The 14,230-nt window shown below is 59.3% G+C and carries 15 protein-coding genes; all 15 read right to left on the reverse strand.

Annotated features, from left to right (window positions below):
• Window positions 1–10: 10 nt before the first annotated feature.
• From AC1DU8_RS02325 to AC1DU8_RS02395, 15 genes are read right to left on the reverse strand one after another with little or no spacing between them, the layout of a single operon-like run.
• On the reverse strand, window positions 11–904 hold the full coding sequence (locus tag AC1DU8_RS02325) for a methyltransferase, TIGR04325 family (RefSeq protein WP_477726400.1): 894 nt from the start codon (window positions 902–904) through the stop codon (window positions 11–13).
• Window positions 905–921: 17 nt separating this feature from the next.
• Window positions 922–2,124 carry a polysialyltransferase family glycosyltransferase gene (locus tag AC1DU8_RS02330; protein WP_477726401.1) on the reverse strand — a complete coding sequence of 401 codons (1,203 nt, stop codon included), beginning with the start codon at window positions 2,122–2,124 and terminating at the stop codon, window positions 922–924.
• 29 nt (window positions 2,125–2,153) lie between these two features.
• Complete coding sequence (locus AC1DU8_RS02335; RefSeq protein WP_477726402.1) at window positions 2,154–2,993, reverse strand: SDR family oxidoreductase; 840 nt, start codon at window positions 2,991–2,993, stop codon at window positions 2,154–2,156.
• Between the two features lie 21 nt (window positions 2,994–3,014).
• Entirely contained in the window at window positions 3,015–3,770 is a 756-nt protein-coding gene (locus AC1DU8_RS02340; RefSeq protein ID WP_477726403.1) for an SDR family NAD(P)-dependent oxidoreductase, read from the reverse strand.
• A complete protein-coding gene (locus AC1DU8_RS02345) occupies window positions 3,760–4,599 on the reverse strand; it encodes a sugar phosphate isomerase/epimerase family protein (protein ID WP_477726404.1) in 840 nt (279 codons plus the stop codon). The genes AC1DU8_RS02340 and AC1DU8_RS02345 overlap by 11 nt, the downstream gene beginning before the upstream one ends.
• Window positions 4,592–5,560: a class I SAM-dependent methyltransferase gene (locus tag AC1DU8_RS02350; RefSeq protein ID WP_457281227.1), complete on the reverse strand. Its 969-nt coding sequence runs from the start codon at window positions 5,558–5,560 to the stop codon at window positions 4,592–4,594. Before AC1DU8_RS02350 ends, AC1DU8_RS02345 begins: the two co-directional genes overlap by 8 nt.
• Window positions 5,561–5,567: 7 nt before the next feature.
• Window positions 5,568–6,005: a VOC family protein gene (locus tag AC1DU8_RS02355; RefSeq protein WP_457281226.1), complete on the reverse strand. Its 438-nt coding sequence runs from the start codon at window positions 6,003–6,005 to the stop codon at window positions 5,568–5,570.
• Window positions 6,002–7,378, reverse strand: coding sequence for an aspartate aminotransferase family protein (locus AC1DU8_RS02360; protein ID WP_477666558.1), 1,377 nt, complete (start codon window positions 7,376–7,378; stop codon window positions 6,002–6,004). The genes AC1DU8_RS02355 and AC1DU8_RS02360 overlap by 4 nt, the downstream gene beginning before the upstream one ends.
• 8 nt (window positions 7,379–7,386) lie before the next feature.
• The gene (locus AC1DU8_RS02365) at window positions 7,387–8,112 is read right to left on the reverse strand and encodes an acylneuraminate cytidylyltransferase family protein (RefSeq protein WP_477726405.1); all 726 of its coding nucleotides are present in this window, start codon (window positions 8,110–8,112) and stop codon (window positions 7,387–7,389) included.
• Window positions 8,109–8,702 carry a D-sedoheptulose-7-phosphate isomerase gene (locus tag AC1DU8_RS02370; RefSeq protein ID WP_457281223.1) on the reverse strand — a complete coding sequence of 198 codons (594 nt, stop codon included), beginning with the start codon at window positions 8,700–8,702 and terminating at the stop codon, window positions 8,109–8,111. The genes AC1DU8_RS02365 and AC1DU8_RS02370 overlap by 4 nt, the downstream gene beginning before the upstream one ends.
• Window positions 8,699–10,591 (reverse strand): N-acetylneuraminate synthase family protein, encoded by a 1,893-nt coding sequence (locus tag AC1DU8_RS02375; RefSeq protein WP_477726406.1) that lies wholly within the window; start codon window positions 10,589–10,591, stop codon window positions 8,699–8,701. Before AC1DU8_RS02375 ends, AC1DU8_RS02370 begins: the two co-directional genes overlap by 4 nt.
• A complete protein-coding gene (locus AC1DU8_RS02380; RefSeq protein WP_477726407.1) occupies window positions 10,588–11,976 on the reverse strand; it encodes a GHMP family kinase ATP-binding protein in 1,389 nt (462 codons plus the stop codon). Before AC1DU8_RS02380 ends, AC1DU8_RS02375 begins: the two co-directional genes overlap by 4 nt.
• On the reverse strand, window positions 11,973–12,689 hold the full coding sequence (locus tag AC1DU8_RS02385) for a sugar phosphate nucleotidyltransferase (protein ID WP_477726408.1): 717 nt from the start codon (window positions 12,687–12,689) through the stop codon (window positions 11,973–11,975). Before AC1DU8_RS02385 ends, AC1DU8_RS02380 begins: the two co-directional genes overlap by 4 nt.
• Window positions 12,682–13,245: a D-glycero-alpha-D-manno-heptose-1,7-bisphosphate 7-phosphatase gene (locus AC1DU8_RS02390; RefSeq protein WP_477726409.1), complete on the reverse strand. Its 564-nt coding sequence runs from the start codon at window positions 13,243–13,245 to the stop codon at window positions 12,682–12,684. The genes AC1DU8_RS02385 and AC1DU8_RS02390 overlap by 8 nt, the downstream gene beginning before the upstream one ends.
• Before the next feature lie 4 nt (window positions 13,246–13,249).
• Complete coding sequence (locus AC1DU8_RS02395) at window positions 13,250–14,218, reverse strand: Gfo/Idh/MocA family oxidoreductase (RefSeq protein ID WP_457281218.1); 969 nt, start codon at window positions 14,216–14,218, stop codon at window positions 13,250–13,252.
• Window positions 14,219–14,230: the final 12 nt, after the last annotated feature.

Raw genomic sequence — 14,230 nt, forward strand, 5'->3', positions numbered from 1 at the left:
CTATTTCCGGTCATGGCGCAACGACGGAAGTCGCAGAGGCATCGCTGGCAGGTCGTCCTGATTGCTTCTGAAAAACCAGGGCATGATCGACAATTTGAGAAAATTCTTCTGGAATCATCTTCTTGCCGTTCCTCCAGTATTTTCCGGAATCGGCGTTACTGTAGTAGTTCGCAATCATCTCATAGCCATGGCCGCGCATCAGTTGAGCCAGCCGTTCGACGCTGAGCAATACAACTGGGATTCGCCCGCAAAAACCTTTGACGGTCGTGACGTTTTGCATGGTGTAGGCCACAGGCTGATTGTCCCTGGGGGCCGGATGGCGGGATACGATGATGAACCTGGCCTGGCTGCGACACAGCAGTGCCAGCGTTGCTTCGTAATCTAGACAATACTGGAGCGTACTTGAAACGTTAAGTACGTCTATCTTGGCGCTGTGCGTCAACAGCGATTCGAAATCAGTTGAAAAAGACACGCCATCTGCGCCGAACAACCTGGTCCCGAGTGCGCAGTTGGCGGAGCTGTCGACGACCGTGAAATCAAGCTGCCTGCCTGCTTTATTTTGCGTCTTCAGTGCTGGCCAATACATACCTACGCCGCCACCGAAATCGACTATGCGACCAGAGGCTGCATGATCACCGGCGGGCGCGATCGATGCGATCAGCGACAGGCACATCTCGTTCATGTCTTGGTGACTGACACCGCCGACGCGCGAGTGAGCCCTTTCGGAAACATAAGAAATCCAGTTCGGGTGCTCGAATGGATTGTCATTTGACGGCTGTAGTTCCGCTGCATCCCGGTAGAGGCCGTCATAAATCGGCCGTTCCAGCTTCAGCCGCTGCAGGGCCCCGCGCGCCAAGACGAAAAGAATCGGTGGCAGGATTTGTTTGATCAGATGTTTGAACATGGGTGTCTCATGACTGGCTAAGTCTGCGAAGCCGGCGGTTCCACGTTCGAATTCCAGATCTGCGGGCCGTCGTAGAGTAACGAGGAAATGTTCACGCCGGACTTGTATCCCGGGTCAATTTCACGCAGATTCGCTATGTAGCGGTAGCCCAAGCTTTCCAAGGTGAAGTTGCAGACGCCGAATTCTCTGACGGATGGCAGCAGATGAAATAGGAAAATCGGCTGACAGCCGAAAAAGAAAGCATCGAACATCGCCGCGCCCATGGTTCCAACGACAACCCCAGGCCTTATTTGCTCCATGGCCGTGTTGCTGGGGACCGCATTATCGACAAGATGAATATTGGAATGCTGAGCAGCTAGCGCAGTGTAGAAACTGCACACTTCGTTTTGAGCGGCCCAATCTCCCGGGTGAATTTTCAAATGAACCTCCGAAAAAGCTGCAGCCATTACGCGCAGGGCCTCTGCGGAGATTGCAAGCTCTTCGGTTTTCAGGCCAAAAGCGTCGAGATTGTTGGCGAAGAAGATCGCAACCTGATCGTTCTTTGGTAAAAACGCCTGTTCGGACACCAAAAAATGCCGATAACCGCGAATCTCCAGGGGCCGATCGATAGGCAGGCGCATTCTCGAATAGACGGCATTGAGATATTTCTCGCGTATCCGGACATACATCCGGCCTTCGAATCCTTTTTTGGCATAGGCCGGTATACCCAATGCCTTGAAGGCGAAGTTGTAAAGGACCAGGAATAACCGGTCGGTCCACGAAAGATGTCGGTCGTGGAAGCTGCTGTTATTGAAATAAAACCCAATGCCTTCGTCGTAGAGATAAACCTGCCCACCAGCATGTCGCATCTGCGCGGCTAGCAAAGCATTGTTGATTTCATACTCCGTTGTGATGACAAGCAAGTCTCCCGGCCGGAACTGAAAGCGGTGCTTTAGCCGTATCTGGTGAAAATATGCCTTCAAGTAACTTATTGGATTCTTGAAGCTGAGGCCGGAACATAGCGGATGGACATCCACCGGCTCGAGAGCGAAGCCTAGCGACTCTGCCAACTGGTTGCGCGGTGACCGGTGTGAAATGAACGTCACGCCGGACATGGGAAGCCGATTCTCTTCCATGATCGACAACGCCAGGTTGGTGTGATGGTCATTGTCGATTGAGAAATAAACCATACGTGTGCAAAGCCGGTGAGAGTGGTGATGGGGGTTGGTGGCAGATGCCATCGCAGCGCTGAACGGCCCGTGGGACGCTGCTACCAGACCGACCTTCCTCCGTCCATCACGATATTTTGGCCATTCATATACGAAGAGGCGTCCGAACAGAGGAACTGCACGGCGGCTCGGTACTCGTCCCCAGCCGCCATGCGGCCCAACGGAATCAACGCGCTGAGCCGGGTCACGAATTCCTCACCCTGACCATTGAACACACCGCCCGGAGAAATCGCATTGGCGCGCACGCCCTGTTCTGGCCAGTAGGTTGCAAGGTAGCGCGTCAAGCCGATCAGGCCAGCCTTGATGACGGAGTAGGTGACCGGTTTGACGGGTTGCAGATGCTCAGGCAGTCCCGGTTTTCGATACAGGCGCTGGTCCGGCGAGAACACCGAAAGGTCTGACGCGATGTTCAGGATTACGCCGCCTTTGCCGTCAGCGGCCATCGCAGTGCCGAAGACCTGACTGCAGAGGAACGCGCCGGTCAGCCCGACCGCGATTTGCAGATTCCATTGATCGATTGGAAAGTTCTCGAGACGAGAGCTCTCGACCATGCCGGCGCCAGCCGTAACCTTGGGGTCAATCGCCGCGTTGTTGACCAAAATGTCTATCCGTTGTCCGGCAGCCGCAAGCCGCGCGGATAGCGCGGCGACCGCTTCCGGATTCGAAACATCGAGGATCGCGGTATGGATGCGGCTTTCATCCGAGGAGCGGGCCAGGAGTTCTTTGGCCGAAGCGAGTGCGCCGTCACCGATGTCGGTAAGCACCACGGCCGCGCCACTTTCGAGCAACGCTGCTGCGTGCTCCCGACCGAGCAGGCCTGCGGCACCCGTGATCAGCGCGGTTTTTCCCGTGAGATCGAACTTTTTGAATGCGGTAGTCATGGGCGTTCCTTCGAGTTGCCGCTATGCGCGGACCTGGCCACCGTCGAGTGTCCAGACTGCGCCGGTTGCAAAACCCGAGCGCGATGAGGCGAGATAAGCCGCCAGTTGACCGATGTCCTGCGGCGTGCCGAGGCGCGCCAGCGCGACGTTGGCGGCCAGCATCGACTGCACGCCATTTGCATCGGCTGCCAGCTTTCTGTCCCACACGGAGCCGTCAAACAGAATGTTGCCGGGTGCTATCGCATTGATGCGCACACCCTGGGCGCCGAGTGGTCGGGCAATGCCGCGCACGTAGGCGTGCAGCGCGGCTTTGGCGGCCGAATAGGTAACCGGCGCGCCCGGGATGACCTCGAGCCCACAGATCGACGAGATGCAGATCACCGCGCCGCGCGAAGCGGCGAGCGCGGTACGCGCCGCCTCGACCGTATGGGTGACGCTCCAGAGGTTTAGCGCGAACACGCGTTGCCATTCCTCGGGAGTCTCCAGGCCCGGTGCTACCGAACGGCCGCTACCGACATTGCAAACCAGAATGTCGAGCCTGCCGAGCGCCCGAGTCGCTTCGTCGACAACCTGTCGTGCCTGGCCTGCATCGGAGACATCCCCCGCGACAGCCGCTGCGGATTTCAGGGCCATAGATGCCACTTTCAAGGCATCGGCGTCACGTCCGTTTATCGCGACCCTGCAGCCCTCGGCTTGCAGCGCCTCGGCAATGGCCCGGCCGATTCCGCGTGAGGAGCCGGTGACCAAGGCTGTTTTGCCGGCAAGTTCAAGCTCCATGGCGTGCTATCCAGTTGACAACCATGTCGCGGTAGCGGCAAAGTGCGCCAGCATGGTCGCCGTCATGCGCCCGGGCAGTTTGCAGGATGTAATTGCCTTTGTAGTCAACTTTTGCGAGTGCTGAAAAAACAGTTTCGAAATCAGCGCTGCCTGTGCCAAGTGGCACCGTGGTACCGCCGAGCACGCGGTCTTTGATATGCACGTTGACGATGCGATGGCCGTAGGCCGCGATTTCGTCGGCAGGCCGCATTCCGAGCCCAGCGCTGTTGCCGATGTCGTAGTTCACCCCGAAAAGTGCGGGATCCAGCCGTTCGATAAAACGCGCGAGTTCGGACGGTCCAAAATCCGACTCAAAGACGACCTGAACGCCCAGTTCGGCCAGCAGCGGGGCGTGAGCCTGCAGCACGGAGACCAGATGGTCTTCCTGTGCGCGTGTCGCCAGGCTGCCGTTGTCGACCAATGGCAGGACCATCATGACGATGCCGACTGCGGAACAAGCCTTGGCCACGGCCCGAAAATCCTCTTGCAACTGCTCGGCTTGCGCCGTATCGGCCTTCCAGAACGGACTCTGCATGAAGCAGTCACCGGTCAGCGAACCGATGCGCACGCCATACCGCGCGCGCAGCGCCGTGATCTCCGAGCGGCCAGCCTCGGTCAGCAACGGGTTGCTGTAGAGCAGGTCCTGATCGAGCGTCCACTCCATGAGGCCAAAGCCATGAGCCGCGGCCGTGGGAAATTCAGCCTGCCAGCAGTCCCATGGAAAAGCCTGGATGCGACCGTTGACGAGCGGCGACAGCCGTCCCTGCATGAAACCGATACGCTCAGACATTTTTGATCACCATCATCATGTTGGCGGTTGCCTTGTTCTTCACGAGTCGCGCGACGTATTCTTCGTTGAGTGCTTTCATTTTTGCGGTGAGCCAGGTCGACATGTCAGGGTCCGCGCCGGCCAGGTCGATTTCGCTGAGGCCGACATTGCAGGTCGCCTGAGGTCCGTTGTTCATGATCCAGTTCAGGTGATTCAACAGGTTGTAGTCCTGAGTGAACGAGATATCGATCTGTGCGTTGTCGAAACCCGCGAGCTGAGCGGTTTTCCTGAGTGAGTCTTCGGTGAAGTAGTGCAGATGCGCTGAATGGTAGAAGAACTTCTGGTATGCCTTGACATTCCAGATCGACAATAACGGGTCGTTGAGGTTGGGCACTTCAATAAACAGCGTCGCACCTTTTTGGGTCGACTGTTGCAGGTCGCGTAGAAACACAACGGGATCCTCAACGTGTTCGAGCACCTGGAATGCACAGACCACATCGTATCGCTGGTCCGCAAAGCGGGACTCGCGCAGAAATTCTGAGTCCGCCTCTATATCCAGCTCCGATGACATGAAGTCACAGCAGGCCTTGTCGAGCTCAATCGCGTTGACGAGCGCCACGCGATCCTTGACATTGACCAGGAACTGCCCCGATGAGGCGCCGACTTCCAGCAGGCGGGTTTCGGCCGACAGGTATGGCCCGATGGCCTTGAGCCGATCATGCTGGTAATTTTTGTAAACGTCGAAAATCTCGCGCGCGTTGGTCGCCGCGGCTTCGGCATTGTGCGAATACTCCTGGCGGTAATTCTCTGCGTAGTAGGCTTTGGCGTCCGGTGCCTGATTCTCCGAAAGAAAACCGTGTCGGCAGGGCTCACAATAAAAAACGATACCTGTGCCTCGTCGCAAAGTAGTCGATAGCACGCCGGCGGTTGCCTGCCTGCAGAGCGGGCAACTGGCTTGGTGAGAGTGTTGGGTGAAGATCATTGTGGGATCATTCCTGCAATATTTCGACCAGTTCCAGCAATACGCCTTCGGGCCCCCGGCAGTAGGTGACCTTGACCTTGCCGTCTGGGGAATGCTGTGGTGGTGCAAAAAAAGTGACGCCCGCACCTGCGAGTTTTTTGCAGAGGACGTCGATATCTTTCACGGTCATTGCAACATGCGTAAAGCCGGTGGAATAGGGTGTTCCGGTCCAGGCTGGCCTGTCTGGGTGCGAATGGAAATAAAGCAACTCGATCATGCCGCCTTCAGGTGCGGTAAGTTTCGACGTTGTCAGGCGCACGTTTTTCAGGCCCATCATTGCGTCGATGTGCGGCCCCGACTCGTCCATTTGCCGTGCCACGGTGAACCCCAGCAGGTCCCGCCAGAAGCGCAGCGCTGCATCGAGGTCGGCGACGACCAGGCCAGTATGGCGAATCTGCGTGATCATTTGGCCGCGATCTCGGCGATAGCCTCGCCGAGCACATCCACACCTTCGAGCAGGGCTTCGTCGGTGATCGTCAGTGGAGGGCCGATCTTGATCGATTCGCGCCCGGTATGCACGACCAGCAACCCCTTCTGCATGCAGAGTTCAGCGACCTGACTCGTGAACGGGCCGTCGGCCGCGCCGGTCTTGGGGTGTTTGAACAGTACCGCCGCGATCAGGCCTCGACCCAGCAGGTGTGAGATGCGATCGGGAAAACGCGCCTGCAGTTTGTGCAGTGCGGCAAACAGCAGCTCGCCCTTGCGCGCGGTCTCGGCGACAAGATTGCGGTCTTCCATCTCCTCGATGACGGCAAGGCCAGCGGCGCAGACCAGGGGGTTGGCCGAGTGCGTGCTGCTCATGTTGCCGACATCGGGCAGGTCCATGATCGCGGCGCGGCCGATCACGCCGGACAGTGGCACGCCTCCGCCCATGCCCTTGCCGCAGCAGATCAGGTCGGGTGTCACGCCGTAGTGCTGGAAGCCGAAGGCCTTGCCGGTGCGGCCAAAGCCGGCCTGCATTTCGTCAAAGGTCAGCAGGATGCCGTGCTTGCGGCAGACGCGCTCGATTGCTTGCACATATTCTGGCGGGTAGAACACTGCGCCCCATCCCTGGAAGGTTTCGAGCATGAAGCCGCAAACGTCTTGCGCAATGTCGATACCGGCCTTCTCGAGCCTGGCCAGGCTCTCGTCCAGAAACGCTTCCGGCGTGCGTCCGGCCAGGGCCCATGGATAGGGGAACGGGATGTGATGAATGTCGGCGTCCTGGTAGCCTATCCATTCGCGCTGGGCCAGATTACTGCTGAGCATTTGCGCGCCCATCGTGCGGCCGTGCCAGTTGCCTTCGATGCAGATCACGCCGCGGCGGCGTTTGCCTTCCTTCTGGCCGTTCATGCGCATGAGCTTGAGCGCGCCTTCGGTCGCTTCGGTACCGGCCGAAAGCAGGAAAGCCTTTTCGAACGGTGCACCGGCGAACGCGACCAGTTTTTCGAGATAGCGTGCGCGGTTCTCGTTCGCATAGGCATAACAACCATAGAGCGGGCGGTCCAGCGTTTCTTTCATGGCGGCGGTCACGCGCGGATTTGAATGTCCGACGTTCGCGACAAAAATGGTCGAGGTGAAGTCGATCCAGCGGTTGCCAGCGGCGTCGTAGATGCTGTAGTCCTCGGCCCGATCCCAGACCAGCGGCAACTGGCCGTGCATGGAACGCGATTCGCAGGCCTCAAGCCGTTCGAGCACTTCGCGCGTGCCCGGCGTCGGGATCGCGGTCTGGATCAGGCGGTTGGCGGTCGAGACCGGTGGAACGGATTGGGGCAGGCGGGAAAAGGAATGTGCGGCCATGATTGTCTTCAGTTGAAAAGTTTTTGTGACACACCCGGCATCCGGGTGATCTGGAATTCCAGGTGTTCGAAATCGTCAAGCGTGTCGACCTCGACCACCGATGGTGTGACAAAGGGCAGCACATGGTTGCCGTGCATCAGACCCGACTTCCGGATGAACGCGCTCGACAGCACATCAACATAGCCATTGGCCTGGTAGGTGTTCGGAAATTGCTGGCGCGCGTTGTTCGCCGCGTCAAGCTCGGTATTGTCCGCACCAAGGCGCTTGAGTTGACCCCCCTCCGCCATCTCGAAGGTCTTGTAGGCCGACTCGGACATCTCGTGTACCGATCGCAGCGCGGTTGCTTGCGGCGCTGCGATGAAAGCTTTCACTGCGTCATCGATTAACTGCGGGTCGCGCAGTGGCGTGGTTGGCCTGATATGCACGATGTATTCGGGCTCGCCGCTTTCGGCTGCCAGCCAGTCGAGCGCGTGGACAATGAAGTCATAGTCGGTCGAACGATCGCCCGAGATCGCTTCCGGGCGCAGGAACGGCGCTTCGGCGCCGAGTTCCCGCGACAATGCCGCGTATTCGGCCGAATCGGTCGAAACGATGACGCGGTCGATGGTCGCCGACCGCAGGCAGGCGGCGATCGACCAGGCCAGCAGCGCGTGGCCGCCAAGGGGTTTGATATTTTTGTGGGGGACTCCCTTGGAGCCCGCTCGTGCCGGAATCAGCGCCACGATTTTTGTCATTTCTTTTCGGCTCCCTTTGGAAAATACCAGGCCTCGACCAGACCGCACAGAATATGCCCGACCAGAATGTGGCACTCCTGGATGCGCGCGGTTTCATTCGATGGAATGCGCAGGCATTCGCAAGCTTCATTGAGCTTGCCACCGCCCGCACCAGTCCAGGCGAATGTACTCACGCCGCGCTCGCGGGCGGCCTGGACGGCCATCAGGATATTGGCACTGTTGCCGCTGGTCGAGATCGCAATGAAGACATCTTCCGGTTTCGCCAGTGCCTCAAGCTCGCGCGCGAACACGAACTCATAGCCATAGTCGTTGCCGATCGCGCTGATCGCCGAATTATTGGCCGCAAGTACCACCGATGCGAGCGGCGCGCGGTCGAACAGGAAACGCGAAGTGAACTCCGCTGACAGATGCTGTGCATCGGCAAAGCTGCCGCCGTTGCCTGCAAAAATGATCTTGCCGCCGGCCTTCAGCGAGGCCAGGCAAGCCTGCGCGAGTTTCTCGATCTGCTGCAGCAACGCACCGTCAGCCAGCAGCGCTTGCTTGACCGCGATGGACGCTTCGACCTGTGTTTTGATCTGCTCTAGGCTCACAGGGTACCTTCCAGCTTTTCGAGCGCGATCCAGAAACCCTCGCCGCCGTTCTTGTGGCCCTGCCAGATCTCGGGGATGAACGAAGCGGTCGGGCAGCCTTTTTCCAGGATTCTGCCGAGTCGCGTGAAGTCGATGTCGCCTTCGCCGATCTGCAGGCCCTCGCCGTTGAGGCCCTGGGCGTCGCCGAGATGCAGGTGCGCCGAGATCGGCGCGATCTTTTCGGCGAAGTCATAGAAGTCGATGCCGAAATGGTTGCAGGTCAGGCGCGTGTGCGAGATGTCGAAACACATGCGCAGGTTCAGGCGTTGGCACCAGTCGACGATTTCCTCGATGCGGACGAAGATGTTCTGGAAGCGCTGACCGCCGAAATGCCAGGGGAACGGCGCCATGGTCTGCGGGATCAGTTCGACGCCTTCCATGTCGAGTTCGCCGAGGCTTTTTGCGAAGCGTTCGTAATAGGCCGTGATGACGTCGGGCGGCAGCGGCGCGTCCATCGTGAAGCCGCCGATATTCGCGACGATCGGCGGTCGGATGGTCTTCGGAAAGAAGCGTTTGAGGCCGCGCGTGATATTGATGACGCGCTGGGTTTCAGCGATCGACTGGCGGCGGTAGTCTTCGTCGGGCGAGGCCAGATCCATGAGCCGGCTGTTGGCGAACAGCTCGGGCGCATGGACCACAAAATCACAGGGATAAGTGCCACTCAGGAAATCGTCCAGCTTGAGCTCCATGTCCGAATACGACAGGTGAAATTCGAACAGATCGGGTTTGATGCGCGAGTTGTATTCACCGAAGTCGTGATAGCGGACGGGTACTCCCCAGGGACGCTTGAAGCGGTAGGGCCGCGGCTCGATCCGTTCGTCCTTGAGGTCCGACGGATAGAAGAAGTCCTCTGCCGCCATGTCGTGCTGCAAGGTGCGGCCCAGCAGTTTTTCGTAGTGCTGCGGCGACAGGCCCTGGCCAGGGCTGCGCACCTGCACATCCTCAGGCCGGACGATCGAGCCCTTCTTGAGGGCTTTCGCGGCGACCAGGCTTTTTCCGAGGTTCTCGCGGTTGATCATCTCGCCTTGTGAGATGCGGCGCTCACGGCCGTCGCCAAGCGCCTGCTCAATCTCGCGGATACCCTCGATCAGGCGCTTGAATTCCGCATGCTCGAGGCTGGCCGCGTGGTCGGGGCCTTCCATGCTGCGGTCCAGCGTGAAGTGGCGTTCGATCACGCAGGCACCGAGGCCGGTCGCGGCCAGGGTGACGGCGATACCTCGCTCATGGCCTGAATAACCAACCAGTGGATGGATCAGTTTGAGTTTTTCCATCCAGCGCAGGTGGATGTCGTGCAGCGGCGCCGGGTAGGTGCTGTTGCAGTGCAGCAGCACGAACGAAGCGTTGCGCTTGTTAAGGAAGTCGACGGTGACCTGGACTTCCTCGCGCAGGCTCATGCCGGTAGACAGGATCAGCGGTTTGCCGGTTGCGCAGAGCTTCTCGAGCAGCGGCAGGTTGGTCAGATCGGCCGAGGCTACCTTGTAGGCCGGCACGTGCAACTGCTCGAGCACGTCGACGCTGTGTTGATCCCACGGCGTGCAGAGGTAGAGAATGCCCTTGCTCCCGCAATAGGCTGCGAGTTCGCGGTGCTGTTCAATTGAGAGTTCGAAGCGGCGCAGCAGGTCGAGCACGTATTCGGTGCCGAGGTCCTCGCCGTCCTTGCGCAGGGTGCGCTGGCGATAGACCTCGTCGAGTTTACGCAACTGGAACTTGGCGCAATCCGCGCCCATCTCGACGGCCAGGTCGACCATCTGCCTGGCGCGCTCAAAGCTGCCGTTGTGGTTGTTCCCGATCTCGGCGATCACAAATGCCCTGCCGGCTCCGATTTCAAAATTGGCGATGCTGATGCTCATGTCTTTTCCGGGTGGGGTTGATTCTTGCCTTCGCGCGCGGACCAGGCGCGCAGCCCTTCCTGCTCGAAGCGGAATGGGCGCACATTCAGGCCCAGGCTTTCGAGCTTTCCAATGAGCTCGTGTTTACGGAACGGTGTGACATAAAAAAGAAAGAACCCGCCGCCGCCGGCGCCAAGCAGCTTGCCGCCAAGGGCTCCGTGCGCGCGCGCGTCCTCATAGATTTGGTCGAGCCGGTCGTTCGATATCTTGCTGCTGAACTGGCGTTTGAGCAGCCACGACTCATGCAACGCCTGGCCGAACTGCAGCAGCCTGCCGCGCAACAGATGGTTGCGAATGCGGTAGGTGAGCTCGACATTGGTCTGCACTTTCTGCCTGATGTCGTGCTGCTGCATCTGTTGGCGCTGGTCCTGATGGATGTCGCCGGAGTCGTGTGGTGAGCCGGTATCGCAAAGTACCAGGCTTTCCTCAAGTTCGAGCTGAACATCGGCCGGTATCCGCAGTGGATGAACGATGTTCTGGTCCATCCGGAATTCCATGAAATTGAAGCCGCCAAACACCGTCGCATACTGGTCCTGCCAACCGCCCGCAATACCCAGATAGAGCCGCTCGGCCTGAAATGCGAGTTCCGCGATTTCGTGCGAGTCCCAGCGGTCCTGGCGGAACTGATTGAAGCAGCCAAGCACGGCTGCCGCGAGTACGGCCGAGCCACCTAGCCCGGAATTCATCGGGAAATCGGAATGCAGGTAGAGCTCAAAACCAAAGTCTGGGTGTACTGCCTTGATCAATGCCAGGATCAGCCCGAAACGGCCCTTTTGTGACAGCGCGTGCTGCAGGTCGTTGGCATGCAGCGATTCACCGAGGTCGCGTGAATGGATCTCGATGCGCGTGTCGTCGCGCTTGCGCAAAGTGGCGTGGCTGTAGAGCGAGATCGTTGTGTTGATCACGGCTCCGCCTTCACCGGCGAAGAAATGCGTGAGGTCTGAACCGCCACCGCCAAAGCTGATCCGCACCGGCGAGCGCGCTCGCGCATAGACAGGCTCTTCGATCTGACGCGGCATGTGGTCGCGGCTTACGATTCCGGCCAGGCGCCGGTTTTCGTCGAGCAGCGGTATGACTTTGATATGGTGGTCGAGCTGTTTGAGCAGCAGTTCGCGCGAACTTGCCTTGTCGGCCCAGACGAAGTCAGGGTTAGCGCAGGACTTGATGGCGTCCTCGAGTTGCGCGCCTTCGAGCAGCTTGCGCCGCACGTCCCCGTCGGTCGCCAATCCGGTCGCCATGCCTTCGGCATTGGTCGTCAGCACGATGCCATGGTGGTTGGCTTCGAGTTGCGTCAATGCATCGCGCAACGACGCATTTTCTGAAATCAAGAATAATTCGAAGCTCACAGGGTTCCCGCCTTGTTTGACGCTATCCATCGGCAAAACCGGAAATAGTCTTCCGGCACGCCGATATCGATAAAGTCGGTATTCAGTGAAACAGCTGTCAGCCGGTTGTCGGCCGCCAAATCCGGGAAGACATCCCGCTCCAGGGAAAAGGGCTTGCCATCCCAATGCCTAAACAGGTCCGCATCGAGATGGTACAGACCAGCATTAATCAGGCCTTTACCGCGGCTGCTCTGCTTTTCCTCAAAAAGGGCTATTTTATTGGCCGACGTCCGTACGCTGCCATAGCGTTCCGTATTTTCTACGTAAATTACGGCCATCGAAGGCGATTCGGCTGCAAATACCGCGCTGATACCGCTGCCGAGCCAGGTATCGGCGTTGCTGACGAGGAAGGAACCCGCGAGGGCATGTTGCCGTACTGCGTAGGCCACGGCACCACCCGTTCCCAGCGGTTCGGGTTCCACCAGGAAGTCGACTTCGCAGCCATGGAGCCGACCGGTTTGCGCAAGCCCGCCAACGAATTCTTCGATCAGTTCGGATTGGTGATGCAGCAGAAATGTCATCGAACGTACCCCTTGGGCGATCCAGCTGTCGACCAGGTAGCCGAGATAGGGCTCGCCTGCGACCGGTGCCAGCGGTTTGGGGACGTCCGAGACGGCACTGCGCAGGCGTGTGCCGAAGCCACCTGCGAGCACCAGCAGGCGAGGTTCAGCCATGATGTTCACTGCTCCAGGCCAACAGCATGTCAACGGCCTCGCCGAAGTTGTCGCATACCTCGAAATGTGCCTCAAGCGAACGAGTCGCGAGCTCATGGTGCAGGTTGTGCACGCCGGTGTTTACGCCAATGCCGCGGCAGCTGAGGTTGGCGGCCGTCATGAGATCGCTCAGGTTGTCGCCGATATAGCAGATATCGGTGGCTTGTTTCGAATATCTCGAGAGCAGTTCGAGGCCGAACCTGGGTGATGGCTTGCGATACAGTGCGGGCACCTCGGGCACTTCCGGGCAGATGCAAATCTCTTCGAACGGCGCCGGACCGAGGTCGAGCTGACGCAGCATTTCGTTGTTGCAGCGAACTGCCATCTCAAACGGGAAATAGCCGCGACCGACCCCCGACTGATTGGTGTGCAAAAACAATAGGTGACCGGCGGCCCGTAGCCGCGTCAAGCCCTCGCGCACGCCCGGCAACAAGACCACCTGCGCCGGATCGCAGAGATAAGGCACATGCCTTATCAGGGTGCCGTCCCTGTCGAAAACGATCAGTTGCGAGGTCATCTTTTCAGGCCGCCTTGCTGCCTGTCTCGGGCGTCGCTGTGTAACCGGCCATCTCGCTGTAGATAGCGCCGTGTTCGAGCTGCTCGGCGATCGTGCAGAACAGCGTGTCGTCGCCTTCAATGAAAGCGCGGGTCTCAGCATGCAATCCCGGCTTGAACTCTTTGTCGATCACATCATCGATGACGACGGGTTCGACTTTGACTGATGCCAGGTGGGTGACCTGTAACTGTTCCATTGGTTTGAAGATAAGCCTGCGCTTGCGGGTCAGCACTTCTACTGCCCAGCGGCCAGGAGCTTCCCAGTCAGCGTGATAGCTAAATAGCACACCGCGTTCGGTTACGCCGGCGCCGCAAAACCGCGCGGCAGCCGAATGCCAGTCAAGCGCGCCAGCACGCCAGCTTTTCCAGTCCTTCGGGAAGCCGCAGAGATGGAACGCAAGGTCGGGCACGTGCGACGAGTTGGCGATGACCCAGGACTGCTTGACTGAATCGGGTAGGGGCATCGGTACGATCGTGTGAGCCCATTCGGTAAATTCGAAGCTGCAACTGAGTGCGCCGCCGTCTTCCTCAATCATTTTCCGTGCCTGCCGGGTCGCGGCGTAGAAGCGCCGGCTGTAAGCGATCAGCACATTGGCCTGGTGCTGCTCAGCTGCCGCCGCGACCGCGCCGAGTTCAGCCAGATTCAGGCCACCGGGCTTTTCAAGCAGGATGCGCCGGGTGCCGGCCTCCAGTAATTGGAGCGCAACCGGCGCAAGCTCCTCGAAACTCGCTGCCACGATCGCCCGTGCAGGCGCTCCTGACTCAGCGAGCGCTTGTACCAAGCCGCCACGTCGGACAGAGTGGCCGGTGGCGGCCTCAAAGGCCTGCGCGGACGATTCGCCACGCCCGATCACCTCGAAGTCCAGGCCCAGATGCTGCAGGACCTTGGCGTATTCGCGGGCATGCGGCCCCGCGCCGATCAACCAGATGTTCATGTCTATGTTCCT

The organism is Polaromonas sp. P3_A5 (genome assembly GCF_056403055.1).